The sequence below is a fragment of the Streptomyces sp. TSRI0107 genome (genome assembly GCF_001905845.1).
GTDB lineage: Bacteria > Actinomycetota > Actinomycetes > Streptomycetales > Streptomycetaceae > Streptomyces.
Window position 1 is genome coordinate 208649 of the sequence record NZ_LIVZ01000009.1, and the last position, 25781, is coordinate 234429.

The 25781-nt window shown below is 70.5% G+C and carries 19 protein-coding genes; 9 read left to right on the top strand and 10 right to left on the bottom strand.

What is annotated here, in order from left to right:
• Window positions 1-50: 50 nt before the first annotated feature.
• Window positions 51-671: an aa3-type cytochrome oxidase subunit III gene (ctaE, locus tag AMK31_RS25200; RefSeq protein WP_073942916.1), complete on the bottom strand. Its 621-nt coding sequence runs from the start codon at window positions 669-671 to the stop codon at window positions 51-53.
• A 146-nt stretch (window positions 672-817) separates the two neighbouring features.
• Here ctaE and AMK31_RS25205 point away from each other — a divergent pair, with 146 nt between their 5' ends.
• Entirely contained in the window at window positions 818-1219 is a 402-nt protein-coding gene (locus AMK31_RS25205; protein ID WP_073942917.1) for a response regulator transcription factor, read from the top strand.
• A gap of 22 nt (window positions 1220-1241) precedes the next feature.
• Here the strand turns inward: AMK31_RS25205 and AMK31_RS25210 are convergent, their stop codons facing one another.
• From AMK31_RS25210 to ctaC, 4 genes are all read right to left on the bottom strand, one after another.
• Window positions 1242-2504 (bottom strand): L,D-transpeptidase, encoded by a 1263-nt coding sequence (locus tag AMK31_RS25210; protein ID WP_073942918.1) that lies wholly within the window; start codon window positions 2502-2504, stop codon window positions 1242-1244.
• Window positions 2505-2634: 130 nt separating this feature from the next.
• On the bottom strand, window positions 2635-3033 hold the full coding sequence (locus AMK31_RS25215) for a cytochrome c oxidase subunit 4 (RefSeq protein WP_073942919.1): 399 nt from the start codon (window positions 3031-3033) through the stop codon (window positions 2635-2637).
• Window positions 3030-4760 carry an aa3-type cytochrome oxidase subunit I gene (gene ctaD, locus AMK31_RS25220; RefSeq protein WP_073942920.1) on the bottom strand — a complete coding sequence of 577 codons (1731 nt, stop codon included), beginning with the start codon at window positions 4758-4760 and terminating at the stop codon, window positions 3030-3032. The genes AMK31_RS25215 and ctaD overlap by 4 nt, the downstream gene beginning before the upstream one ends.
• Window positions 4757-5716: an aa3-type cytochrome oxidase subunit II gene (ctaC, locus tag AMK31_RS25225; protein WP_073942921.1), complete on the bottom strand. Its 960-nt coding sequence runs from the start codon at window positions 5714-5716 to the stop codon at window positions 4757-4759. The genes ctaD and ctaC overlap by 4 nt, the downstream gene beginning before the upstream one ends.
• A gap of 420 nt (window positions 5717-6136) precedes the next feature.
• Here ctaC and AMK31_RS25230 point away from each other — a divergent pair, with 420 nt between their 5' ends.
• Window positions 6137-7516 carry a cysteine desulfurase/sulfurtransferase TusA family protein gene (locus AMK31_RS25230; protein ID WP_073942922.1) on the top strand — a complete coding sequence of 460 codons (1380 nt, stop codon included), beginning with the start codon at window positions 6137-6139 and terminating at the stop codon, window positions 7514-7516.
• A gap of 72 nt (window positions 7517-7588) precedes the next feature.
• Here AMK31_RS25230 and AMK31_RS25235 read toward each other — a convergent pair whose 3' ends face one another.
• Complete coding sequence (locus tag AMK31_RS25235) at window positions 7589-8563, bottom strand: carbohydrate kinase family protein (protein ID WP_073942923.1); 975 nt, start codon at window positions 8561-8563, stop codon at window positions 7589-7591.
• A gap of 131 nt (window positions 8564-8694) precedes the next feature.
• Here AMK31_RS25235 and AMK31_RS25240 point away from each other — a divergent pair, with 131 nt between their 5' ends.
• A complete protein-coding gene (locus AMK31_RS25240) occupies window positions 8695-8910 on the top strand; it encodes a hypothetical protein (RefSeq protein WP_073942924.1) in 216 nt (71 codons plus the stop codon).
• A gap of 91 nt (window positions 8911-9001) precedes the next feature.
• A complete protein-coding gene (locus AMK31_RS25245; protein ID WP_079186923.1) occupies window positions 9002-10813 on the top strand; it encodes a hypothetical protein in 1812 nt (603 codons plus the stop codon).
• 78 nt (window positions 10814-10891) lie between these two features.
• Here AMK31_RS25245 and AMK31_RS25250 read toward each other — a convergent pair whose 3' ends face one another.
• A complete protein-coding gene (locus AMK31_RS25250) occupies window positions 10892-11248 on the bottom strand; it encodes an iron-sulfur cluster assembly accessory protein (protein ID WP_030582488.1) in 357 nt (118 codons plus the stop codon).
• Window positions 11249-11610: 362 nt separating this feature from the next.
• Between AMK31_RS25250 and nadA the strand changes: the two genes are divergently transcribed.
• A complete protein-coding gene (gene nadA / locus AMK31_RS25260; protein WP_073942926.1) occupies window positions 11611-12795 on the top strand; it encodes a quinolinate synthase NadA in 1185 nt (394 codons plus the stop codon).
• Between the two features lie 51 nt (window positions 12796-12846).
• On the opposite strand, the gene AMK31_RS25265 is transcribed toward nadA, so the two are convergent.
• Window positions 12847-15084 (bottom strand): protein kinase domain-containing protein, encoded by a 2238-nt coding sequence (locus AMK31_RS25265; RefSeq protein WP_073942927.1) that lies wholly within the window; start codon window positions 15082-15084, stop codon window positions 12847-12849.
• Window positions 15085-15259: 175 nt separating this feature from the next.
• On the opposite strand from AMK31_RS25265, the gene AMK31_RS25270 reads away from it, so the two are divergent.
• Window positions 15260-16687, top strand: a complete 1428-nt coding sequence (locus tag AMK31_RS25270; RefSeq protein ID WP_073942928.1) for an esterase/lipase family protein — start codon at window positions 15260-15262, stop codon at window positions 16685-16687.
• On the top strand, window positions 16680-21032 hold the full coding sequence (locus AMK31_RS25275) for an ATP-binding protein (RefSeq protein WP_073942929.1): 4353 nt from the start codon (window positions 16680-16682) through the stop codon (window positions 21030-21032). Before AMK31_RS25270 ends, AMK31_RS25275 begins: the two co-directional genes overlap by 8 nt.
• Before the next feature lie 9 nt (window positions 21033-21041).
• Here AMK31_RS25275 and AMK31_RS42320 read toward each other — a convergent pair whose 3' ends face one another.
• A complete protein-coding gene (locus AMK31_RS42320; protein WP_338013051.1) occupies window positions 21042-21224 on the bottom strand; it encodes a hypothetical protein in 183 nt (60 codons plus the stop codon).
• Between the two features lie 243 nt (window positions 21225-21467).
• Here AMK31_RS42320 and AMK31_RS25285 point away from each other — a divergent pair, with 243 nt between their 5' ends.
• Entirely contained in the window at window positions 21468-22313 is an 846-nt protein-coding gene (locus tag AMK31_RS25285; protein WP_073942931.1) for a helix-turn-helix domain-containing protein, read from the top strand.
• Window positions 22292-22483: a DUF397 domain-containing protein gene (locus AMK31_RS25290; protein WP_073942932.1), complete on the top strand. Its 192-nt coding sequence runs from the start codon at window positions 22292-22294 to the stop codon at window positions 22481-22483. Before AMK31_RS25285 ends, AMK31_RS25290 begins: the two co-directional genes overlap by 22 nt.
• 74 nt (window positions 22484-22557) lie before the next feature.
• Here the strand turns inward: AMK31_RS25290 and AMK31_RS25295 are convergent, their stop codons facing one another.
• Window positions 22558-25665 carry an efflux RND transporter permease subunit gene (locus AMK31_RS25295; protein ID WP_073942933.1) on the bottom strand — a complete coding sequence of 1036 codons (3108 nt, stop codon included), beginning with the start codon at window positions 25663-25665 and terminating at the stop codon, window positions 22558-22560.
• Between the last annotated feature and the right edge of the window lie 116 nt (window positions 25666-25781).

Sequence of the window (25781 nt, forward strand, 5' to 3'; positions counted from 1 at the left end):
TCGATGCTTCTGGAGGTGCGCTTCGGTAACGCGCGTGGGATCGGGTCCGGCTACTTGATCATGTAGATCGTGGCGAAGAGGCCGATCCAGACGACATCGACGAAGTGCCAGTAGTAGGACACGACGATGGCGGCGGTCGCCTGCTCGTGGGTGAACCTGCGGGCCGCGTAGGTACGGCCCAGGACCAGCAGGAAGGCGATGAGACCGCCCGTCACGTGCAGGCCGTGGAAGCCGGTGGTCAGGTAGAAGACCGAGCCGTAGGGGTCGGACGAGAGCGAGAGGCCCTCGTGCTTGACCAGCTCGGTGTACTCGTACACCTGGCCGCCGATGAAGATCGCACCCATGATGAAGGTGACGATGAACCAGCCCCGGAGCTTCTTCACGTCACCGCGCTCGGCGGCGAACACGCCGAGCTGGCAGGTGAGGGAGGAGAGGACCAGGATCGTGGTGTTCGTCGCCGAGAACGGGAAGTTCAAGGCGTCCGCCTTCTCACTCCAGAACTCGGGTCCTGTCACCGATCGCAGGGTGAAGTACATCGCGAAGAGGGCCGCGAAGAACATCAGCTCGGAACTCAGCCAAATGATGGTTCCGACACTGACGAGGTTCGGTCGGTTGACCGACGGGTGCGCGTGCCCGGTGTCTACTGTCGTTGCTGTCGCCACGACCGACATTATGTCGGTCGCTTATCCCGCCCTCACTCCGGGGGGTGCCGTTCGGAGTGTTGCCCTCGCCCATACCGGTGTTGACGTGGTGTTCAGAGGAGTAGCATCCGGGCCTACGGGCCTTTCCGTACGACGCCGAAGTCACGGAGGAAGCTATGCAGCCGACCGCCACGGTGCTGGTCTACAGCGACGACTCCAACACCCGCGAGCAGGTGCGGCTCGCCTCCGGCCGACGGCCGGCTCCGGACGTCCCCGTGGTGGAGTTCGTCGAGTGCGCGACGCCCGCGGCGGTCCTCGGGGAGCTGGAGAAGGGCGGGATCGACGTCTGTGTGCTGGACGGGGAGGCCGTGCCCATGGGGGGCATGGGGCTCTGCCGGCAGATCAAGGACGAGGTCTTCGAGTGCCCGCCGGTGCTGTTGCTGATCGGGCGGCCGCAGGATGCGTGGCTGGCCACGTGGAGCCGCGCGGAAGCGGCTGTGACGTTGCCGGTGGATCCGGTGGAGTTCGCGGGGGCGCTGGCGGCTCTGCTGCGGCAGAAGAGGCTTCAGAGCGCCTAGGAGTCCGGGAGTCCGAGGGGCGTCACACTGCCGTCGGTCTGAGGCGTGCCGCTTGCTCCGGTCCCGCGGTCTCCGGCTTGCCGGCCGTCAGGGCGCTGCCCTCGCGCCACTGGGTCCAGCTGAGGTTCCAGTCGCCGAAGCCGTTGCCGAAGGGTTCCATGGGGTCGCCGTAGGAGTTGACGACCTTCACGAGGTCGCCTTCGCGGACGTTCTGGAAGAACCAGGCCGCGTTGTCGGTGCTCATGCCGGTGCAGCCGTGGCTGGTGTTGGCGGCGCCGTGGGAGCCGGCGGACCAGGGGGCGGCGTGGACGTACTCGCCGCTCCAGGTGACCCGGGTGGCGTAGTAGACCGGCAGGTCGTACGACTCGGAGGAGCCGGCGGCTATGCCGATGCTGGTGCTGCGCATCCGTACGAAGTACTCCTTGCCGAGCACCACCTTGACACCGTTGCGGGTCTCGAAGCCGGGCTTGCCGGTGGTGACGGGTATGGAGTTGATCTTCTCACCGTTGCGGTAGACGGTCATCGAGTGTGAGGCGGCGTCCGTCACGGCGACTATCTGGTCGCCGGTGGATATCTTCAGCGGCTTGGCCGCCCCGCCCCACAGCCGGTCGCCGACCTTGATGCCCTCCAGGTTGCTGCGGACCTGGACGGTGGCGTGGGTGGGCCAGTACTCCTTGGGCCGGTAGTGGAGTTCCTTGTCGTTCACCCAGTGCCAGGCGCCCTCCACGGCGGGCGTGGACTGCACCTTCAGGGCGCGTTCGACGACGGCCCGCTGTGCCGGGTCCCGGACCGCGTGGCTGAGTTCGGCGGTGACGGGCTGCCCGACCCCGTACGTGCCCGCCTTGGGGCCGAAGGTGATGTCCAGCTGCTTGCGGGTGACGGGCTTGCCGGTGTCGAAGGCCAGGAGGCGGCGGCCGGGCCTGCCGTCCTCGTCCTCGGTACTCACCCGGACCGTGTAGTGGGTGCCGGCGGCGAGCGGGGAGGTGGAGTGCCAGCGGGTGCCGTCGGCGGTGAGTTCGCCCGCCAGACGGCGTCCTGCCGCGTCTGTCGCGGTGACGTCCGTGATGCGGCCCTCGTCGCCCTCCCGGGTGATCTCCAGGGCCTTGTCGGGGTCGGCCTTCTGCCCCCCGCCGGTGGGGCCGTTGAAGGAGATCTGGTCCGTCGCGTCGTAGGGCGCGGCCGACAGGGGGTGGTCCTCGTCCCCGCAGGCGGAGACGGCCGGGGCGATGGATATCGCCAGCAGAGCGCAGGCGGTGACGGTGCGGGTGCGCGGTGTGTGCCTCATGAGCTCACGCTAGGGAGCTTCGTCAAGCACGGCGCGCCGAGTCACCCGGTCGAAGGACCGATGTTGCTGCAAAAGCGGGAGCCCGGACTCTCCTGACGGAGTGTCCGGGCTCCCGTGGGATCAGCGGGTGCTACTGGGTTTGGTTCTCACCGCGGTAGTACTCGAAGACCCAGCCCCAGATGCCGATGAGGATCAGCGGGGCGGAGAAGTACAGCAGCCACCAGCCGACCGCGACACCGAGGAAGGCGAGGGCGCCACCGATGGCCAGGGACAGCGGCTGCCAGCTGTGCGGGCTGAAGAAGCCCAGCTCGCCCGCGTCGTCCGCGACATCGGCCTCCAGGTCGTCCTGGGCACCGGCGTCGACTCGCCGGGCGGTGAAGCCCAGGTAGAAGCCGATCATGATGCACAGACCGAAGGCCAGGAAGAGGGCCGTGGTGCCGGCCGGCTCCTTCGACCACACGCCATAGACGATCGCCATGGCGAGGACGAAGACGCTCAGCCACATGAACATCTTGCCCTGGATCTTCACTTGCCGGCCTCCTTGCTACCCGCGAGCGCTTCCTGGCCGCCGGTGTGGCCCAGCTGCTCGAGGGCGGCGATGTCGGGGTGGTGCAGGTCGAACGCCGGGGATTCGCTGCGGATCCGCGGCAGGGTGAGGAAGTTGTGCCGCGGCGGCGGGCAGGAGGTCGCCCACTCGAGGGAGCGGCCGTAGCCCCACGGGTCGTCGACGCCGACCGGCTTGCCGTACTTGGCCGTCTTCCAGACGTTGTAGAAGAACGGCAGGATCGACAGGCCGAGCACGAACGAGCTGATCGTGGAGATCGTGTTCAGGGCGGTGAAGCCGTCGGCCGCCAGGTAGTCGGCGTACCGGCGCGGCATGCCCTCGGCGCCCAGCCAGTGCTGGACCAGGAAGGTGCCGTGGAAGCCGACGAACAGCGTCCAGAAGGTGATCTTGCCGAGGCGCTCGTCGAGCATCTTGCCGGTGAACTTCGGCCACCAGAAGTGGAAGCCGGAGAACATCGCGAAGACGACCGTGCCGAAGACCACGTAGTGGAAGTGGGCCACCACGAAGTACGAGTCGGAGATGTGGAAGTCCATGGGCGGCGAGGCCAGGATGACACCGGTCAGACCACCGAAGGTGAAGGTGATCAGGAAGCCGGTCGCCCAGAGCATCGGTGTCTCGAAGGACAACGAGCCCTTCCACATCGTGCCGATCCAGTTGAAGAACTTCACACCGGTCGGGACGGCGATGAGGAACGTCATGAAGGAGAAGAACGGCAGCAGCACACCACCGGTGACGTACATGTGGTGGGCCCACACGGTCACGGAGAGACCGGCGATGGCGATGGTCGCCGCGATCAGGCCCCAGTAGCCGAACATCGGCTTGCGGGAGAAGACCGGGATGACCTCACTGATGATGCCGAAGAACGGCAGGGCGATGATGTACACCTCTGGGTGTCCGAAGAACCAGAAGAGGTGTTGCCACAGTAGTGAGCCGCCGTTGGCCGCGTCGAACACGTGAGCGCCGAACTTGCGGTCCGCCTCCAGGGCGAACAGCGCGGCCGCCAGGACCGGGAAGGCCAGCAGGACCAGGACACCGGTCAGCAGGACGTTCCAGGTGAAGATCGGCATGCGGAACATCGTCATGCCGGGTGCGCGCATGCAGATGATCGTGGTGATGAAGTTGACCGAGCCGAGGATGGTGCCGAAGCCGGAGAAGGCCAGACCCATGATCCACATGTCGGAGCCGATGCCGGGCGAGCGGATCGCGTCGGACAGCGGGGTGTAGGCGAACCAGCCGAAGCTGGCGGCGCCGTTCGGGGTGAGGAAGCCACCCACCGCGATCAGCGAGCCGAACAGGTAGAGCCAGTAGGCGAACATGTTCAGTCGCGGGAACGCGACGTCGGGCGCGCCGATCTGCAGCGGCATGATCCAGTTCGCGAAGCCCGCGAACAGCGGCGTCGCGAACATCAGCAGCATGATCGTGCCGTGCATCGTGAACGCCTGGTTGAACTGCTCGTTCGAGAGCATCTGCGTACCCGGCCGGGCGAGCTCGGCGCGCATGACGAGCGCGAGCACACCACCGATGCAGAAGAACGCGAACGACGTCGCCAGGTACAGCGTGCCGATGGTCTTGTGGTCGGTGGTCGTCAGCCACTTCACCACGACGTTGCCGGGCTGCCTGCGTCGGACCGGCAGCTCGTTCTCGTAGGTGCCGGCCTCGGCGGCACCCGAGGGTTCGTTGACGATACTCACAGGACGTTCGTCTCCCGGTTCTTCTCGTGCTCGGTCTGCTCGATACCGGCGGGCACGTAACCGGTCTGGCCCTTCTCGGCGAGCTCCTTCAGGTGCTGCTCGTAACGCTCGGGGGAGACCACCTTCACGTTGAACAGCATCCGGGAGTGGTCGACGCCGCACAGCTCGGCGCACTTGCCGAGGAAGGTGCCCTCATGGTTGGGAGTCACCTGGAAGGCGTTGGGGTGGCCCGGGATGACGTCCTGCTTCATGAGGAACGGCACCACCCAGAAGGAGTGGATGACGTCCCGCGAGGTGAGGACGAAGCGGACCGTCTTGCCCTCCGGCAGCCACAGCGTGGGGCCGGGGTTGCCGGTCTGCGGGTTGCGCTCACCCGGCGTGCCGCAGGTGTAGACACCGCCCGCGTTGTCCGGGAAGTCCTTCTTGTAGCGTTCCGGGACCGCGTCCAGTTCCTTGGCGGTCTTGGCGTCGCCGGTGGAACCTTCGACGTCCTCGACGTAGTTGAAGCACCAGCTCCACTGGAAGCCGACCACGTTCACCGTGACGTCGGGCTTCTTCTCGAGGCTGAGCAGCTTCGACTCGTCGCGGGCCGTGAAGTAGAACAGGACCGAGACGATGATGATCGGAACGACCGTGTACAGCGCCTCGATGGGCACGTTGTACCGGGTCTGCGGAGGTACCTCGATCTTGGTGCGGCTGCGCCGGTGGAAGATCGCACTCCACAGAATGAGGCCCCACACCAGCACGCCGACGGCGAGCGCGGCAGCCCAGGAGCCCTGCCACAGGGAGAGGACGATCGGCGCCTCTTCCGTGGTGGGGGTGGGCATGCCAAGGCGGGGGAAGTCCTCCCATGTGCAACCGGTGGCGGTCGCCAGGACCAGGCCCGCGGTCAGTGCCTGCAGCAGCTTCCGCCGCATCGGGCGCCGCGGCGAGCGGTCGGAGCCGTTGGGACTCACGTAGCGCCTTCCCGAGAGTCTCGCCCGCGCGGTCGGCTGCGGCCTGGCCTTCTCGCTGGTCGGTCGCCGCCCTGCGTCGGGCAGGGGTTTGGATGTTTATGCGGACCAAACCCTACTGGACGCGTTTTGGGGTCGCGCGGGGAGGGTCCCTACACGCGCGGGGGGTCACTCAGACGGGGTGGAACGCGGTGTTCCGGGGGGATCTGACGCCCAGTGGAGTGACACGTCCGGCGAGGCGGGGTGCGGGTCGCCGGCGGGTGCCGGTGCGCGGCGGACGGTCGCGGCCCGCGCGGCGCCCGCCTCGTGTCCGCGCAGGCCGCGCAGGTCACACGGGTCGCGCGGGCCACGCGGGGGTGGCGCGGGTCGCGCAGGTCGCGCCCCTGACGGCGTCCGCTCGGCCCGGCGTTCTAGCGTTGCTGTGTGTCCTACTTCGATGCCGCTTCCGCCGCCCCCCTGCATCCCGTGGCCCGGCAGGCCCTCCAGGCCTCCCTCGACGAAGGGTGGGCCGATCCCGCGCGGCTCTACCGGGAGGGGCGACGGGCCCGGTTGCTGCTGGACGCGGCGCGGGAGGCCGCCGCGGACGCCGTCGGGTGCCGGCCCGACGAGCTGGTGTTCACCCCTTCCGGCACCCGGGCCGTGCACGCGGGGATCGCGGGCGCGCTGGCGGGCAGGCGGCGCGCCGGACGCCACCTGATCGTGTCAGCGGTCGAACACTCCTCGGTGCTCCACGCGGCCGAGTCCCACGAGGCGGACGGCGGCACGGTCACCCGGGTGCCGGTGCGGCGGACCGGCGAGGTGGAGGCGGCGGAGTACGCCGCCGCGCTGCGCGACGACACCGCGCTGGCCGTGCTGCAGTCCGCCAACCACGAGGTGGGCACGGTCCAGCCGGTGGCCGAGGCCGCCCGGGCCTGCCGGGCGGCCGGGGTGCCGCTGCTGGTGGACGCGGCGCAGTCGCTGGGCTGGGGGCCGGTCGCCGGCGACTGGTCGCTGCTGACGGCGAGCGCCCACAAGTGGGGCGGGCCGTCCGGGGTGGGGCTGCTCGTCGTCCGCAAGGGCGTGCGGTTCGCGCCGCAAGGGCCCACGGACGAACGGGAGTCGGGCCGGGCCGCCGGGTTCGAGAACATCCCGGCGATCGTCGCCGCCGCGGCGTCCCTGCGGGCGGTGCGGGCGGAGGCGGCCGCCGAGGCGGTACGGCTGCGGGAGCTGACGGAGCGGATCCGGGCGCGGGTGCCCGCGCTGGTGCCGGACGTGGAGGTGGTGGGCGAGCCGGAGCGCCGGCTGCCGGGGATCGTCACCTTCTCCTGTCTCTATGTCGACGGTGAGGCCCTGCTGCACGAGCTGGACCGGGAGGGTTTCTCGGTTTCGTCCGGATCGTCCTGTACGAGCAGCACCCTGACGCCCAGCCATGTGCTGAAGGCGATGGGCGTGCTCAGCGAGGGCAACGTCCGGGTGTCGCTGCCGCCGGGGACGCCGGAGGAGGACGTCGACCGGTTCCTGCGGGTGCTGCCGGGGGCGGTGACCGGGGTGCGGGACAAGCTCGGGGCTCCGGCCGGCGCCGCCGTCGTACGGCAGGAGGACACGCTCGTGCTGGACGCGCTGGGCAAGCTGTGCCCGCTGCCGGTGATCGAGCTGGCGAAGGTCATCGGGCAGGTGCCGGTCGGCGGGACCGTCCGGGTGCTCGCGGACGACGCGGCGGCCCGGCAGGACATCCCGGCGTGGTGCGAGATGCGGGGCCAGGAGTACGTCGGGGAGGAACCGGCGGAGCGGGGTACGGCGTACGTGGTCCGCCGGATGGCGTGACCCCTCCGCCCGAGGGGGCGCGGGGAACCGGGCGACCGGCCCCCGCGCGCCCACGGACCCGCGGGCGGAGGATCAGCCCAGATGCGCCTGGACCTCGGCGGCGGCGTCGTGCCCGTACGCCTTGGTGAAGCGGTCCATGAAGTGAGCCCGCCGCAGCTGGTACTCCTGCGTGCCCACCGTCTCGATGACGAGGGTCGCCAGCATGCACCCGACCTGCGCGGCCCGCTCCAGCGAGACGCCCCAGGCCAGCCCTGACAGGAACCCCGCGCGGAACGCGTCGCCGACGCCGGTGGGGTCGGCCTTGCGGTCCTCCTCCGGGCAGCCGACCTCGATCGGGTCCTCGCCGACCCGCTCGATGCGCACACCGCGCGAGCCGAGGGTGGTGACCCGGTGGCCGACCTTGGCCAGGATCTCGTCGCCCGTCCAGCCGGTCTTGGACTCGATGAGGCCCTTCTCGTACTCGTTGGAGAACAGGTACGTGGCGCCCTCCAGCAGTATCCGGATCTCCTCCCCGTTCATCCGGGCGATCTGCTGGGAGAAGTCGGCGGCGAAGGGGATGTTCCGGGAGCGGCACTCCTCGGTGTGGCGGAGCATCGCCTCCGGGTCGTCGGCGCCGATGAGCACCAGGTCGAGGCCGCCCACCCGGTCGGCGACGGTCTTCAGCTCGATCAGCCGGGCCTCGCTCATCGCGCCCGTGTAGAAGGAGCCGATCTGGTTGTGGTCGGCGTCCGTGGTGCAGACGAAGCGGGCGGTGTGCAGGGTCTCGGAGATCCGGACCGAGCCGGTGTCGACGCCGTGCCGGTCCAGCCAGGCGCGGTACTCGTCGAAGTCGAAGCCCGCGGCGCCGACCAGGATCGGCTTCGTGCCCAGCTGACCCATGCCGAAGGCGATGTTCGCGCCGACGCCGCCCCGGCGGACGTCGAGGTTGTCGACCAGGAAGGAGAGCGAGACCGTGTGCAGCTGGTCCGCGACCAGCTGGTCGGCGAAGCGGCCGGGGAAGGTCATGAGGTGGTCGGTGGCGATGGAGCCGGTGACTGCGATGCGCACGGCGTGGACGCTCCTGAGTGGAGGGGTAATGACAGTTCACGCTACCCGGTGTGCGCGGTGACCCTGAAGTGTGGAAAACTACCCGATAGTAGACGTTTCTACGTGAGTCGATCCGTGCATACGGTGCCGCTATGACGAACCTCGACGGACCCGCCCCCGCCCCCGCCCCCGCCGACCTCGAAGGCGACCTGGCGTCGCTGCGCTGCGACTGCGCCCGGATGGCCAGGCGCTGGACGGCCCCGGAGCGGGGCGCGGTGCCGCACGTCCCGCTGACCCTGATCCACGGCGTGAGCGTGCCGCCGGCCTCCGCGCGGCTGCTGGACGCGATGTCCGACTACGGCGACTGAGCCGCCTCCGCGCCCCAGGGGAACCGTGCGCTCCCCCGCCGCGTCCCATCGCTGTCCCCCGTAACAGCTGTGTGGCCGAAGGAGCGATGCGGTGAACAGCGAGCGACCCGACAACGACGACGAGGTCGTGGAGGAGGCCGGCGCCGTCGAACGTGAGACGGAAGGGCGTGCGACGGAAGAGCGCGTGGCGGAGGAGCGCGCTGCGGAGGATCTTGGGCCGCAGGAGCGTGAGCCGGACGAGCGTGAGCCGCAGCAGCTTCAGCCGAAGGATCTTGGGCCGCAGGAGCGTCAGCCGAGCGAGCGTGAGCCGCAGCAGCTTCAGCCGGAAGAGCCCGACCCGCCGCAGCCTGGGCCGGAAGAACTCGACCCGCGCCGGCGTGAGCCGGAAGAGCTGGACCCGCAGGAGCTCGACCCGGAGCGCGCCGAGCGCAGCGCCCCGGACCCGGACGCCGCGCCCAGCGGTTCCCGGCACCGCTCCCCCGCCCTGATCGCCGCCGTCGCCGCGGCCGTGCTGCTGGTCGGGGGCGGCGGAGCGTATCTGGCGGCGTCCGCGGGCGGCGGGTCCGGCGCCGGTTCGGGGTCCGGCGTGCCCGGCGGGAACGGCACGCCGCCTCCGCTCGCCCTCGACGGCTACTCCGAGGGCGGCGGGAACGGCATCGCGCCGGGAGAGCCCGACCCGAACGGCGTCACGTACACGGCGTCCGGCGACCTTCCGAAGGGTCCGGGCTCCGCGCCCGTGCACTGGGCGAAGGGCGATGTCACCCGGGAGGACGTCACCCGGCTGGCGGCTGCGCTCGGCCTGGAGGGGAAGCCGGTGGCCGAGGGGCAGGCCTGGAAGGTGGGCTCCGACAAGGACGGGCAGGGGCCGAGCCTCCAGGTGAACCGGCAGGCCCCCGGCACCTGGACCTTCCACCGGTACGCGCCCGGCACCGACGACTGCGAGGGCGTCACGGTCTGCTCCAAGCCGCCCGCCTCGCCGTCCGCCGACCCGGTGAGCGAGGCCGCGGCGCGCAAGGCCGCCGCCCCGGTGCTGCGGGCGCTCGGGCAGGACTCCGCCGAGGTGGACGCCTCCCGGACCCTGGGCGCGCAGCGGGTGGTGAACGCCGATCCGGTGGTCGGTGGGCTGCCCACGTACGGCTGGCCGACCGGGCTGACGGTCGGCGCGCAGGGCGAGGTGGTGGCGGGCAGCGGCCAGCTGAAGACGCCGGTGAAGGGGGACACGTACCCGGTGCTGGACGCCCGGCGGACGCTGGACCGGCTGAACGGGGCCCAGGAGCCCGTCCGTACCGGCGGCATCGGCGGCTGCGCCAGTCCCGTACCGCTGGAGGGGGACGGCCCGCAGGCGTCCTGCGAGGTGTCGGAGCCGTCGGTGTCCCCGCGGGAGCCGGTCGTGGTGGAGAAGGCGGTGTTCGGGCTGGCCTCGCACTCCGTGGACGCGCGGCCGACGCTGGTGCCGTCCTGGCTGTTCGAGGTGCGGGCGCCGGGCGCGGCGGACGGCTACACGGTGACGTATCCGGCGATCGACCCCCGGTATCTGACCTCGCCCGCGCCTCCCGGTGAGCCGAGCGGGCAGCCCAGCCCGCGGCCGACGGGCCCGGACGCGCCCGGCGACACCCGGGACGTGAAGGTGGAGGGCTACACGACCGAGGGCACGGAGCTGACCGTGGCCTTCACAGGCGGGGTCTGCTCGGACTACGAGGCGACGGTGAAGGAGAGCGCGGACCGGGTGACGGTCACGGTGACCGAGACGCCCTGGCCGGACAAGGTCTGCATCATGATCGCCAAGGTGCACCACCGCACGGTCGAGCTGGACGAGCCGCTCGGCGACCGCAAGGTGGTCGGCTCGGACGGGGAGGGGGTCCCGCTGGAGAAGCCGGGGGCGCGGCTGCCCGCGCCGCAGTAGGACGCCCCACCACCGTGGCACATACGCGAAGGCGGTGGCCTCCCTTCCGGGGGACCACCGCCTTCCGCGTCATTCGGCTCAGCTGAAGGAGTCGCCGCAGGCGCAGGAACCCGTCGCGTTCGGGTTGTCGATCGTGAAGCCCTGCTTCTCGATGGTGTCGACGAAGTCGATGGACGCGCCGCCGAGGTACGGGGCGCTCATGCGGTCGGTGACGACCTTGACGCCACCGAAGTCCTTGACGACGTCACCGTCGAGCGAGCGCTCGTCGAAGAAGAGCTGGTAGCGCAGGCCGGAGCAGCCGCCGGGCTGAACGGCGACACGCAGGGCCAGGTCGTCGCGCCCTTCCTGGTCGAGCAGGGCCTTGACCTTCGCCGCGGCGGCGTCGGACAGGATGATGCCGTCGGTGACGGTGCTGGTCTCGTCCGATACGGACATCTACATCTCTCCCGGGTTGTACGGAGACTGCTTGCCGACGGTTGCAACCGGCGGGGCCGCGGATTCATTCCGGGACGGGCCCGAGTCTTTTTCTCCTTGGCTTCTTTTCATGCTCGCACATGCGCGGGCGGGCGCACAGCGCCCTGTGGACAAGCTGACGGCACCCCGCGCGTAAGGCCGGGGAAGGCGACGATCCGGACATAGGGATTCACGTCACATCGACGCAATGGCCATCGTCAAAGTGACGTGAAGCGGTTATGATAGATAGCGTCATTTCGACGAAAAGGTCGAAACGCCGTCCCGCTATCCCGCCGGTCCGGTCCCCCGGACCGGCGAGCCGCAGAAAAGAAAGGGTGCGTGTCGTGACCACCGCCCAGACCCAGGAGCTCGACGTACAGCCGACGCCCCTCGCCCTGCTGCTCCTCGGCCGTGAGGCCGACCCCAGGAGCGAGCGCGGTGTGGAGTGCCCCGGTGATCTGCCCTCGCCGTCCGACCCGGACCTGGTCGAGCGCGCCCGCGCGGCCAAGGAGAAGCTGGGCGACAAGGTGTTCGTGCTCGGACACCACTACCAGCGTGACGAGGTCATCCAGTTCGCCGACGTCACGGGCGACTCCTTCAAGCTGGCCCGCGACGCGGCCGCCCGCCCCGAGGCCGAGTACATCGTCTTCTGCGGCGTCCACTTCATGGCGGAGTCCGCCGACATCCTGACCTCCGACGACCAGAAGGTCGTACTGCCCGACCTCGCGGCCGGCTGCTCGATGGCCGACATGGCGACGGCCGAGCAGGTGGCGGAGTGCTGGGACGTGCTGACCGAGGCCGGCATCGCCGAGCAGGTCGTCCCCGTGTCGTACATGAACTCGTCCGCGGACATCAAGGCGTTCACGGGCAAGCACGGCGGCACCATCTGCACCTCGTCCAACGCCAAGCGCGCGCTGGACTGGGCCTTCGAGCAGGGTGAGAAGGTGCTGTTCCTCCCCGACCAGCACCTCGGCCGCAACACCGCCGTGCGCGACATGGGCATGTCCCTCGACGACTGCGTCGTCTACAACCCGCACAAGCCGAACGGCGGCCTGACCGCCGACGAGCTGCGCGCGGCGAAGATGATCCTGTGGCGCGGCCACTGCTCGGTGCACGGCCGCTTCAGCCTGGACTCGGTCAACGACGTGCGCGAGCGCATCCCGGGTGTGAACGTCCTCGTCCACCCCGAGTGCAAGCACGAGGTCGTGGCCGCGGCGGACTACGTCGGCTCGACCGAGTACATCATCAAGGCACTGGAGGCCGCCCCGGCCGGCTCCAAGTGGGCCATCGGCACGGAGCTGAACCTGGTCCGCCGTCTGGCGAACCGTTTCGCCCCCGAGGGCAAGGAGATCGTCTTCCTCGACAAGACGGTCTGCTTCTGCTCCACCATGAACCGCATCGACCTCCCCCACCTGGTGTGGGCCCTGGAGTCGCTGGCCGAGGGCAACCTGGTCAACCGCATCGAGGTGGACAAGGAGACCGAGGCGTTCGCCAAGCTGGCGCTGGAACGGATGCTGGCGCTGCCGTAGGTGGCGGTGACGGGGAGAGTGTGACCGACCCCGCTCACCCCGACGATCGGATCAGCCCGCCGCGGGCTTCCGGTCGGGGTGGCCGGGGTCGACGGTGAAGAGGGTGCCGTCCGGGGTGACGACCACCAGGCCGCCCTCGTGCAGGACGACCTCGGGCTGGGCCCAGCCGTTGGCCGCGACCCGCGCCGAACGCGGCCGTGTCTCCCACAGCAGCGTCCCCTCACGGGCGTCCAGGGCCGCCACCCGGCCGCTGAGGCTCGCCAGGAACAGGGTGCGGCCCCGCTGGTCGAGCACCGCCCGGCCCGGCTGTTCCAGCGTGGTCCCGGTCTCCCACAGCTCCTTGCCGGTGGTCGGCGAGACGGCCCGTACGACACCGTTGGACATCGTGAACAAGAGGCGGCCGTCCGTCAGCGTGGGGTGCCCGCCGAAGTCCTCGGCCAGCGTCACCCGCTTGCGGTCCCCGGTGTCCGGGTCCACCAGCAGGATCGCCTCGTACGCGTCGTCGGTGGTGCCCAGGCCCCCGCTGTCCTCGGCCCACTGGAGGAAGGCCAGCCGGCCGTCGACGACGCCGTAGAGCGTGCTCTCGATCGGCACTTTCACCTGCCGGACCGAGCCGTCGGCCGCGTCGAGCTCCAGGATCACCGAGTTCTCGGACTCGGTCTCGGGGCTGCACTCCGTGTACAGGCCGGGGGCCATCCGCAGGAACGTGCAGTAGTGGCCCGCGGGCAGCTTCGCCCTCCAGCGCTCCTCGCCGGTACGCGCCGCGCGGGCGACGAGCGCGCTTCCGCCGGCGTCCGGAGTCACCACCAGACCATCGGCGAAGGAACTGTCGGCGTACTGCTCGTTCCCGGGGCGCGTCCACAGCCGTCCGCCGTCGTCCGCGTCGAGGCCGATGAGGGTGACCTCGTCGTTCTCCCACTCCTCGTCGGAGACGACCAGGCGCACGACCACCACGCCGTCCGCCACTCCCAGGACGGCGGCGGAGGAGAGCCGGTCCCCGGACACCCCGTCCGGCAGCAGGTCGGCCCGCCACGCGGTCCTCCCCGTGAGGGCGTCCACGCGCACCGGCAGCATGGCGTCACCCCCGCAGTAGACGGCACTCTCGTGCAGCAAGCACTCCGGCCCGGTCATCGCGCCGTTCTCGCCCAGGGGCTTCGCACCGCGCGCGGGCTTCTCGAACACCGTCGTCTGCCAGGGCTGCCAGCCCTTCGGCAGGTCCGCCCACCGGGACGGCGCGCTCACCTTGGGCACGGCCGACGGTCCGGGCGCCGCCCCGCCGTCCGCGCCCGGCCCCAGCAGATACGCCGTGAGCCCGAGGGCCAGCGCGCCGACCGTGCCGGCCGCGGCCAGCAGCGGGCGGACACGGCCGGGACGGCGCCCGGACTGCGTGGTCCGCTGGTCGGCGACCGTGCCGGGGTGCGTCGTCGCCAGGTCCGACGGGTCCAGGCGCAGCGTGACGGTCGCCGGGTCGCCCGGGTCCGGCTCGGGCAGGGCCGCGGCGAACTCCCGGGCCAGCTCGTCGAGTCCGGGGCGGTCCTCGCGCTCCTTGGTCAGGCAGCGTTCCAGCAGGGTCCGCAGCTGCCGCGGCACACCCTCCAGCACCGGCTCGTCGTTTATGACCCGGTACGCCGTCAGGTACGGGCTCTCCGCGTCGAACGGCCCACGCCCCGTCGTCGCGTACGCCAGCAGCGCGCCGAGCGAGAAGACGTCCGAGGCCGGGCCCACCGAGCGGGCGTCGGTGAACTGCTCCGGGGACATGAACGGCGGGGTGCCGATCATCTGCCCGGTCTCGGTCAGGGTGAGGTTCTCGGTGGCGCGGGAGATGCCGAAGTCGATGACGCGGGGCCCGTCCTCGGCCATCAGCACATTGGCCGGTTTGAGATCCCGATGCACCACCCCGGCCCGGTGGATGTCCCGCAGCGCCTCCACCAGGCCCAGCGCGAGCCGCCGCAACTCGGCGTCCCTGAGCGGCCCCTGTGCCCTTATCCGCTCGGCGAGCGACCGGCCCGGCACGTACTGGGTGGCCATCCACGGCCGGTCCGCCTCCGCGTCGGCGTCCACGACCGGCGCGGTGAAGGCACCGCTGACCTTGCGGACGGCCTCGATCTCCTGGCGGAAACGGGCGCGGAAGACGGGGTCCTGCGCGTACTGCGCGTGCACCACCTTCACGGCGACCTCACGCCCGGACCGCGCCCTGCCCCGGTAGACGACGCCCATGCCTCCGGCCCCGAGCCGGTCGACCAGCTTGTATCCGCCGACCGACCGCGGATCGTCCTTGCTCAGCGGCACCGCGGTGATCCTCTCCCCCGTCACATCCCCCGCACGCAGTTCGAGCGACAGGATACGTAAGGGGGGTGGTGGGCCGGGGGTGCCCCAGCCTGTTGATTGTGGCCGTACCGGGTCTCTTCCCCCTCCTGCGTCACTACCCTTGTCTCCTCACGGCACGTGTACGCGCGGGGGCGGAATGGCGTATCGGCGCAACCAGGTCGACGATCTCGTGGTCGTGGTCCCGGGGATCATGGGCAGTCGGCTGGCGGACGCGGACGGCAGGGAGGTGTGGGGGCCGTCGGGCGAGGCGCTGTTACGGGGGATCAGAACCCTGGGCGGCTCCCTGAAGGGCCTGGCCCTGCCGAGGGGGGTGCTGGACGGCCATCCCGGGGACGGCGTACGCGCGGTGGGCGTGATGCGGGACGTCCACGGCCTGCCGGGCCTCTCCCCCCTCGTCGAGGGATACACGGACCTGCTCGGCTGGCTGCGACGGCACTTCACCTTGGACTGCCGACAGTCCGGCGACGACCCGAGGACCCCGGCCAATCTGATCGCCTTCGCGTACGACTGGCGGCTGTCCTGCCGCTACAACGCCGAGCGGCTGGGCGAGCGGGTGAGGGAAGAGCTGGGCCGGTGGCGGGACGCCGGGCACCCGGACGCCAGGGTGGTCTTCGTCTGCCACTCCATGGGCGGGCTGGTGGCCCGGCAGTACGTCGAACTGGGCGGCGGAGCGGAGATCACCCGGCGGGTCGTCACCCTGGGCACGCCGTACCGGGGCTCGCTGGACGCCCTGCTGTACCTGGTCAACGGACTGCGCGTGAGCGAGCTGCGGGGCGGCCTCGCCCGCCTGATACCGCTGAACCTCTCGGACTTCGCCCGCAGCCTGCCGTCGCTGCACCAGCTGAGCCCCGACTACGCCTGCCTGGACGGGGTGCCCGGTCAGACAGGACTGCGGTACGCGCGTGAGGTGACCGGACTGCCGGGGCTGGACGCGGAGTTGCTGGGCGATGCCGAGAAGTTCCACTCGGATCTGCGGGAGTCCCGGGCAGGGGCGGCGTACGGGGTGGAGTACGCACCGGTGAGCGGCGTACTGCAACCGACGCCCACTACGGCCGTCGTGGACGGTGAGGGCGTACTGACCCCTCTGCTCACCATCGGCGGCGCCGACGAGGGCGGTGACGGCCGGGTGCCCCGGCTGTCCAGTGCGCACGTGGGGGCGGGACGGCCCGCGTACACGCCGTGGGAGCAGCACGGTTCCTTGCAGAACAACCCGGCTGTACGGGAGGGGTTGTCGGGGTGGCTGGCGGGCGAGCCGACCTATCACCGGGGGCCGGGCGACGAGACGACGGCGCTGGGCGTGCGGGTGCCCGACGTGGTGGCCGAGGGCGAGCCGTGCGAGGTGGCGGTGACGGCCGCGCGGGATGTGCCCGGGTATGCGGAGCTGGCCGTGGGGGTTCGGGTGGACGGTGAGGACGGGGTGCGGCGGTTGCAGAATCTCGACGGCGGGCGCTACGTCACCGCGCTGACCGGTCTGACGCCGGGCGTGCACCGGCTGGAGGTGGGCGCCGGGAGCCGGCCCGAGCGGACGGCGACGGCGCTGGTGCTGGTGGTGGGCTGTGAGTGAGTCGCCGGCTGAGGCGTACGCGGCGACCGCGCTGTGCGTGGTCTGCGAGGGGTACGAGGGCGCGCCCCCGTCGCGGCGGCTGACCGGTGCGCGGGAGCAGATGCGCGGGATCGCGGAGCGGTTGCGGGGCCTCGGGTTCGCCGTGCGGGTGGTCGGCGCGGAGGAAGACCCGGATCTGGCGACATTCCGGCGGGAGAAGGAGGAGTGGCGGGCCTTCTGGCAGCGGGAGGGCGGGAACGGGCCTGCGCTGATCCTCTGGTCGGGGCACGGCGAGCTGGACGACCGGGATCTGAGGCTGGTGCTCGGGGACCTGAAGCTGACCGGCAACCAGTTCGAACGCGCGATGCTGCTGCGGGAGCACGGCGTCTCCGCCCAGGACCTCGTCGACGCGGCGATGGCCTCCGGCGCCGATCAGGCTCTGCTGGTGGTGGACACCTGCCATTCGGGGGCCGGTCTCGCCCCGAGTGTCGACCGCGCCTTGGCTCATCTGCGGCAGACGTCACTGCCCCAGGGTCGGTCGAAGTGGCTGGGGGTGATGGCGAGTTGCCGTCCCGGTGAACTCGGCGAAGGCTACGGGCCGCTGATGGAGGCCGTGGCGCAAGCACTGGCCACCGGCCCGCATATCGACCACTACCGCACCGCGTGGAGCACTCGCAATGAGCTGGTCACCGGTACCGACCTGATGTCGGCGATCAGAAGCCACTGGGCGGAGGACAAGCAGACCCCGGAGAGGGTGGCGGTCGGCGACGAACGGCCGGCGTTCCCCAACCCGAAGTCCGACCCGGCCGCACCACCGGTTCTGGTCGAGCACCTGGTCCTCGCGGCACGCGGAGTGGGGCATCTGGAGGAAGGCTGGTTCTTCACCGGGCGGCGGCGGGTGCTCGGCGAGATCGTCGACTGGATGCGGGCGGCGGCGCCCGGTCTCTTCCTCGTCACCGGTCCGGCCGGGTGCGGCAAGTCGGCGGTGCTGGGGCGTATCGCGACCCTTGCGGACCCCGCACAGCGCAGCAAGGCCGAGGAGCAGGGAGCGATCCGGGACGGAGACCCGGATCCCGGCGAAAGGTCCGCCCGGAGCTTCGCGGCCGTGCACATGCGGGGCCTGAACGCTACGCAGGTGGCGGCGGACATCGCCGCTCAGCTCGGTCTCGACGAGCCGAGGAGCGCGGACGCGCTCAGAGCGGAACTGCGAGAGCTTCCGACCCCGCCGGTCGTGGTCCTCGACGGGCTCGACGAGGTACCGGTCGAACACACCCAGAGCGTCATCGAGGAACTGGTCTTCCCGCTGAGCCGGATGCTGCCGGTGCTGGTCGGCTCCCGGGAACGGCCCTTCCGGAACCTGCTGAAGCCCGACACGACCCTCTCCGACGCCCTGGTCCAGCACATCGGTGACAGCGTCCACAGGGTCGACCTGGAGGACGAGCCGGACACCCGGGACGACATCGCGGAGTACGTACGGCGCCGTTGCGAGGTGGCCGGGGTCGACGGCACCGCGGTCGCCGAGGCCCTGGCGGACCGTGCGACGGCACAGGACGGGGGCTTCCTCTTCGCGCGGCTGGTGACGGGATTCCTCATCGCCCGGCTGCGTGAGGGGATCGTTGTCGCGGAGGAGCTGCTGGCCGGGCTGCCGGACTCAGTGGAGGCCGCGTTCGAGGAAGACCTGCGTGGCGGCGAGCGGCCGTCGGCGGCGCGAGACCTCCTCACGGCTCTCGCGTGGTCCGCCGGGCGCGGCATGCCGGCGGGCGGGGTGTGGGAGGCGGTGGCCTCGGCGCTCGGCGGGGAGGGGGTCTCCTACGACGAGGGTGATGTGGACTGGGTGCTCTCGGAGTACGGCCGCTACATCGTCGAGGACAGCGCGGGTCCGCAGGCCGTGTACCGGCTGTATCACCGGGAGTTCGTCACTCACTTGCGGAAGCGTGGGGGCCCCGGGGGTGCCGCCGCCGGGGAGGTGGTGCTGAGGGCGCTGATGGATCTCCTCCGGCGGCAGGCCGAGGTCGGCGACTGGGAACGGGTCGATCCGTACGTGCGGATGTGGCTGCCGCACCACGCCGTATGGGCGAGCACTCCCGGGCCGGGCATTGACGTGCTGCGTGAGCTTGCGACGTGGGACCCGGACAGCGCGCGTCCCCTGCTCGCAGAGGCGCTGCTGGGAGTCGCGACGGCCTTGTCGGAGAGCGCGAATCACGTGGCTGCCGTGGAGTTGGCTCACGAGGCGGTGGACATTTTCAGGGACTTGGCCGCCATCGAGCCCGGCCACCTCCCCAACCTCGCCATGGCCCTCAACAACCTCGCCAACCACCTGGCCGACACCGGAGACCGCCAAGGCGCCCTCGAACCCGCCCACGAAGCCGTACGCATCCGACGCCAACTCGCTGACATCAACCCCGCCGCCTACCTCCCCGACCTCGCCGGATCTCTCAACAACCTCGCCGCACACCTGGCCGGAACCGGAGACCGCCAAGGCGCCCTCGAACCCGCCCAGGAAGCCGTACGCCACTACACGCAACTCGCCCACACCAACCCCGCCGCCTACCTCCCCGACCTCGCCATGGCCCTCAACAACCTCGCCGAACACCTGGCCGAGACCGGAAACCCGGAAGGCGCCCTCGAACCCGCCCACGAAGCCGCACATCACTACACGCAACTCGCCCGCACCAACGCCGCCGCCTACCTTCCCAACCTCGCAGCGACCCTCAACAACCTCGCCAACCACCTGGCCGACACCGGAGACCGCCAAGGCGCCCTCGAAGCCGCGCAGGAAGCCGCACGCCACTACACGCAACTGGCCCACGCCAACCCGGCCGCCTATCTCCCCGACCTCGCCATGGCCCTCAACAACCTCGCCAACCGCCTGGCCGACACCGAAGACAGCCAAGGCGCCCTCGAAGCCTCTCAGGAAGCCGTACGCCACTACAGGCAACTGGCCCACGCCAACCCCGCCGCCTACCTCCCCGACCTCGCCACGGCCCTCAACAACTTCGCCGCGCACCTGGCCGACACCGAAGACAGTCAAGGCGCCCTCGCAACAGCCCACGAAGCCGTACGCATCCGACGCCAACTCGCCCACGCCAACCCGGCCGCCTATCTCCCCGACCTCGCCATGGCCCTCAACAACCTCGCCAACCGTCTGGCCGACACCGAAGACAGCCAAGGCGCCCTCGAAGCCGCCCAGGAAGCCGTACGCCACTACACGCAACTGGCCCACGCCAGCCCCGCCGCCTACCTCCCGAAACTGTCCACGGCCCTGAACAACCTCGCCAACCACCTGGCCACCACCGGAAACGAATCAGCTTCCCTGCAGGCGTACACACGTGCGGCCGCCGCGCTCTCCGAGGCCCACCCGGCCGCTGGACGCAGGATCGAGTACGAGCGCGATGCGTTTCAGCTCGAACGTCCCGAACCCACCCGGACAGCCGGCCTGCGGGGACTCATCCGAATGGCCGGCGGCGAGCCGGCCGACCAGCCCGCCGAGGTGACTCTGCGCGCCCGGCAGAAGCTCCGGAACTACGCCCGCAGGCCCCAGACCGATCACGACCTGCTGGAGCAGGCCTGGCAACAGGAGACGGGCAGGACCGCTCCCGACTGGCTGTCACTCTCCGAGGGGACTCTGAACCTGGTTGTCGACTGGGTGAACACGCCTTCCTGGGAGGACAGCCAGGCGTTCTGGTCCCGTCATGTGGAAGTCCTCAGCTCCGACGAAGCCTCGATCGCCCTGGCAGAGCTGGCTCTTGTAGGACCGGTCGCCGCACAGCACCGGGACTTGCGGGAGGTCATTCTCTCCGAGGGCCCGGATGCCGTCTTCCAGCAACTGATCGTCCAGGACCGTCTCCGGGAGTGGTTGCAGTGCGAGACCTGGGACGACTCGAAGAGCTTCCTCCAGGAGCACGGCGAACTCCTCCTCGCCGAGTACGCCGAAGCCCTCCTCGCGCAAGCCGAGCCCTTCACCGCCACAATCGCCGTACACGTCATCCTCCTGCACATCGCCCGCACCGAGGACGTCGACGCCGCGTTCGACTGCGTCCAGGACCGCAGCGCCCTACAGGCACACGTTCTGCGCGCCCTGAGCGCCCGCGACGCCCAGGCTTTGATCGGCGCCGCCGCCATCGAAGGCTCGGTCTTCGACGACCAGCCCTCCTTCACCACTCACTACCAAGCCGCCCTCCTCCTCGCCGACGCCCCCGATTCGCTGGACGTCGACGCCTTGGCGGAGGCCGCGGCCGAAGCGGACCCGGACACCCGCAACCGGCTCACCTCGGAGCTGGCGACCCTCGCCGCCAACTCCCCGGACGGCCGGCACACCGCCCACTGGATGCGCCTGATCCAGGCCCTCACCCAGGCCAGCCCCTGACCTCTCGGCTCAGTTCAGCCGCCCGCCCCGGCTCGCCGCGATCCGCAGCGCGTCCCCGAGCGATTCCGCGAGGCGGATCCCGGTGAAGCGCAACTCGCCCTTCCCCACCGTCGGATCGTCGAGGAGCGACTTCGCCGCGCTGAGGACGTATGCCGCCGAGGCCAGCAGTTCGCTCTCCACCTCGTCTGCCATGCGGGACAGTTTGCTGCCGTCACCGTCCGAGCTGAGGTAGCACGGGCGTCCGTCGGGCGTGGTCCAGGGCAGCAACCGCAGGGGCGCACCCGTTCCGTCACGCAACATGTTCCGCCGCTCCTTTCTGCCCGTTCCGCCGACGGGCGCGAATGCGAATGGTTACCGTTTGTGCCCTCATCGTCGCGCTGTGGCACCAGCCGCACCAGACGCGCCGTATCCCAGACCTCAGAAAGGGACGCAGCCATGACCTTCAAGCCCCAGACCCTGACCCCGTACCTCTCCGCCCGCCACTACTTCGGTGCCGAGCAACGCCGCCACCGCGAATCCGCCCAGCTGTCGCTCGTGCAGCTCGCGGGCATCGTGAACTCCAGCAAGAGCACCCTCGCCCGGATCGAGACGGCCGAGCTGATGCCGCCCCCGGACCTGCCCGACCGGCTGGACGCGGCGTTCGGCACCGACAAGCACTTCCACGGGCTGTACGAGCTGGCCAAGCGCGAGGCGCACCCGGATCAGTACCGGCGGTTCATGGACTTCGAGGCGCAGGCCGATGTCCTCGAGAACTACGGAGCGCAGGCCCTTCCGGGGCTGTTGCAGACGGAGGAGTACGCCCATGGCCTGCTCAGCGTCCAGGAGGAGCTGACCTCAGAGCAGGTCAAGCAACGCGTCCACGCCCGTCTCTCCCGGCAGGACCGGCTGCGGTCGGCCGAACGCCCCCTGCGCTGGGCGATCATCGATGAGTCCGTCCTCCGGCGACAGGTGGGCAGCGCGGAATGCATGTCCAAACAACTGGCCTGCCTGCTCGAACAGGTGGATACTCCGGACAGCAAGGTCCAGGTGTTGCCCTTCAGTTCCGGCCCACACTCGCTGATGGGCGGCGCGCTGACCCTGCTGACCCTTCCCAACGGCTCCACCATGGCCTACGAAGAGGGCATCCAGGTCGGTCATCTCTACGAGGACCGGGACTCGGTAAAGAAATGGCGGCGGCAGTACGAAATCCTCCGCGCCAACGCCCTCCCGCCGGCCGCCTCGGCGGAGCTGATCCGACAGGCGATGGAGGACTACAAGCCATGCGACACACCCCCGAGCTGAACTCCGCCCGGTGGCGCAGGAGCAGCTACAGCAACACCAACGGGGGCGAATGCGTTGAGATGACCGAGGACTTCCCCGGCGTCGTCCCTGTCCGCGACAGCAAGAACCCCCACGGCCCCGTCCTCGTCGTCCCAGCAGCCGCCTGGGACGCGTTCGTCAAGTCCCTCTAGGCATAAGCGAAACGGCCGGGCCCCGTACCCACGGGACCCGGCCATTCTCACACCGTCAGGCGACGTTCAGCACGTCACACCCCCGTCGGCTCCAGCACCTCCTCCGACTTCGCCTTCCCGGCCCGCTTCGCCGCCCGCTTCTTCGCGCGCCGCTCCTTGCGGAGTTCGAGCATCGCGTAGAGCGTCGGGACCAGGAGCAGGGTCAGCAAGGTCGACGTGACCAGGCCGCCGATGACGACGACCGCCAGCGGCTGGGCGATGAAGCCGCCCTCGCCGGTGATGCCGAGGGCCATGGGGAGCAGGGCGAAGATGGTCGCCAGGGCGGTCATCAGGATGGGCCGCAGACGGTGGCGGCCGCCCTCGACGACCGCCTCGACGACGCCGTAGCCCTGTGCCCGGTACTGGTTGATCAGGTCGATCAGCACGATCGCGTTGGTGACCACGATGCCGATCAGCATCAGCATGCCGATCATCGCCGGGACGCCCATCGGAGTGCCGGTGGCCACCAGCAAACCGATCGCCCCTGTCGCCGCGAAGGGGATCGACACCAGCAGGATCAGCGGCTGGGCCAGCGAGCGGAACGTCGCGACCAGCAGCATGAAGACGATCGCGATCGCCGCCAGCATCGCCAGGCCCAGGTTGGCGAACGCCTCGTCCTGGTCCTCGGAGACGCCGCCGATCTCGGCGGTGGCGCCGGCCGGGAGGTCCAGGGAGTTGAGCTTCGCCTGGAGGTCGGCGCTGACCGCGCCCGTGTTGTCGCCGGTCGGCTTGGCGGTGATGGTCGCCGCGCGCTGGCCGTCGATGCGGGTCATGGAGACCGGGCCGTCGACCAGCTCGACGTCCGCGATGGTGCCGAGCTTGACCGGGCCCAGGCGGAGCTTCTTGAGCTGCGCCATCGTCTCGGCGGGCTGCGCCGAGCGGATGACGATGTCACGCTCGGTGTCGTCCAGGGTGGCCTTGGCGGCGGTGGTGCCGCGGACCGCCTGGGCGACGGCCGCGCCGAGGGTCTGGTCGGTGAAGCCGGCCGCGGCCGCCTTCTCGTTGGCCTTGACCGAGATCCGGGGGACGCTCTGCGAGAGGTCGCTGGTGACGTCGGTGACGTCGTCCAGGTCGGCGACCGCCTCGCGGACCTCCTCGGAGGCCTCGCGCAGCACCTTCGCGTCGGCCGCCTTCACCACGACGCTGAGGTCCTGGCTGGCGAAGCCGTCGCCGGCGGCGATCGTGGTCGTGCCGACGCCGTCGAGCTTCTTCAGGCCCTCGTCGATGGCCTTCTCGACCTTCTCGAAGGACGCCGACTCCTCCAGCATCACCGAGTACGACGCCTGATTGGTGTCGGTGCCGCCGCCGAAGGCCGCCATGAAGCCGGAGGAGCCGACGGTGACCTGGTAGTCCTTGACGCCGTCGACGCCGTCGAGCAGCTTCTCGATCTTCTTGGCCTGGGCATCGGTCGCCGCCAGGCTGGTGCCGGGCTTCAGCTCCTGCTTGACGGTGAGGACTTCCTGCTCGCCCTGGTCGAAGAAGTTGGTCTTCAGCAGCGGGGCCATGCCGAACGTGCCGATCAGGACGACGACGGCGATGGCCACACTGGTCAGGCGGCGGCGCGTCGCGAAGCGCAGGACCGGGACGTAGAAGCGCTGGAGCCGGCTCTTGGCCTCCTTCTCCTCGGCGAGGCGGCGGGCCTCGTCGGCGTCCTCCGGAGTGCCCTTGGGGGCGCGCAGGAACCAGTAGGAGAGGACCGGGACGACCGTCAGGGAGACCAGGAGGGACGCCAGCAGGGCCGCCGTCACGGTCAGCGAGAAGGAGCCGAACAGTTCGCCCACCATGCCGCCGACCAGGCCGATCGGCAGGAACACGGCGACGGTGGTGAGGGTGGAGGAGGTGACCGCGCCGGCCACCTCGCGGACCGCCTTGAGGATCGCCTCCTGGCGCTCCTCGCCGTAGCCGAGGTGCCGCTTGATGTTCTCCAGGACGACGATCGAGTCGTCGACCACGCGGCCGATGGCGATGGTCAGCGCGCCGAGGGTCAGGACGTTGAGCGAGAGGTCACGGGTCCACAGGACGATCAGGGCCAGGACCACGGACAGCGGGATGGAGACCGCGGTCACGAGGGTGGAGCGGACCGACGCCAGGAAGACGAGGATCACCAGGACCGCGAAGAGGAGGCCCAGGGCGCCCTCGGTGGTCAGGCCCTCGATGGACTTCGACACCGCCGGGCCCTGGTCGCTGACGACCGTGACCTCGGCGCCGGAGCCGAGGTCGGCGCGCATGCCGGGGAGCTTGTCCCGGACGGCGTCGGAGATGGCGACCGCGCTGCCGTCGCGGTCCATGGTGACCATCACGGCGAGGCTGGGCTCGCCGTTGGTACGGGTGAGGGAGTCGGCGCGGGCCGCCTCCTGCTCGACCTCGGCCACGGAACCGAGGCGGACCGGCCGGTCGACGCCCTCGCCGGTGACCCTCAGGTCCTCGATCTGCTTCAGCGAGGTGAAGCCGCCGCCGACCTGCACGGTGCGGTTGGCGCCGTCCTCGTCGAAGGAGCCGGCCGGGACGGTGGCGCCGCCCGCCTGGAGGGCCTGGGCGAGGGACTGGGCGGTCAGGCCCGCCCTGGCCAGCTTCGCGTCGTCGGGGGTGACGGTGACCTGGAGGTCGCGTACGCCGTCCACGGTGACCTGGCCGACGCCGTCGATGTCCTTCAGCGCGGGCACGACGGTCCGGTCGAGCTGGTCGGCGAGGGCCTGCTGGTCGCGGTCGGAGGTGACGGCGAGGACGACGGTCGGGATGTCGTCGGTGGATCCGGCGACGACCTGCGGGTCGACGTCGTCCGGGAGCTGGACGCGGGCCCGGTTGACGGCCTGCTGGACGTTGGCGACGAGCTGGTCGGTGTCGTTGCCGTAGTCGAAGGACGCCATGATCACGGCGTTGCCCTCGCTGGCGGTGGCGGTGACGCCGGTGATGCCGTCGACCGCCTCGAGGTTGTTCTCGATCGGTTCGACGACCTGCTTCTCGACCACGTCCGGGGACGTGCCCTGGTACGGCGCGATCACCGACACCATGGGCAGTTCGATGGTGGGCAGCAGCTGCTGCTTGAGCTGGGGGATCGCGATCGCCCCGAAGGCGAGCGCGATGATCGACATCAGCCCTATCAGGGCCCGTTGCGCGAGGCTGAATCTTGACAGCCAGGACATGGGTCAGCGTCTCTCTTCCGTGGCCTGAGCGGAGCGGTGGGGGCGTGACGGCGCCCACCCCACCACCCTGGTCCATGGCGAAGGCCCCGGCCGTCGGTCCCAGGTCCATTTCCTTA

What these genes read in the sequence shown, in the direction of transcription:
- ctaE (WP_073942916.1), bottom strand. Translation starts at nt 671, where the DNA reads ATGTCGGTCGTGGCGACAGCAACGACAGTAGACACCGGGCACGCGCAC.
- AMK31_RS25205 (WP_073942917.1), top strand. Translation starts at nt 818, where the DNA reads ATGCAGCCGACCGCCACGGTGCTGGTCTACAGCGACGACTCCAACACC.
- AMK31_RS25210 (WP_073942918.1), bottom strand. Translation starts at nt 2,504, where the DNA reads ATGAGGCACACACCGCGCACCCGCACCGTCACCGCCTGCGCTCTGCTG.
- AMK31_RS25240 (WP_073942924.1), top strand. Translation starts at nt 8,695, where the DNA reads ATGACGAACCTCGACGGACCCGCCCCCGCCCCCGCCCCCGCCGACCTC.
- AMK31_RS25250 (WP_030582488.1), bottom strand. Translation starts at nt 11,248, where the DNA reads ATGTCCGTATCGGACGAGACCAGCACCGTCACCGACGGCATCATCCTG.
- AMK31_RS25270 (WP_073942928.1), top strand. Translation starts at nt 15,260, where the DNA reads ATGGCGTATCGGCGCAACCAGGTCGACGATCTCGTGGTCGTGGTCCCG.
- AMK31_RS42320 (WP_338013051.1), bottom strand. Translation starts at nt 21,224, where the DNA reads ATGGCAGACGAGGTGGAGAGCGAACTGCTGGCCTCGGCGGCATACGTC.
- AMK31_RS25285 (WP_073942931.1), top strand. Translation starts at nt 21,468, where the DNA reads ATGACCTTCAAGCCCCAGACCCTGACCCCGTACCTCTCCGCCCGCCAC.
- AMK31_RS25290 (WP_073942932.1), top strand. Translation starts at nt 22,292, where the DNA reads ATGCGACACACCCCCGAGCTGAACTCCGCCCGGTGGCGCAGGAGCAGC.
- AMK31_RS25295 (WP_073942933.1), bottom strand. Translation starts at nt 25,665, where the DNA reads ATGTCCTGGCTGTCAAGATTCAGCCTCGCGCAACGGGCCCTGATAGGG.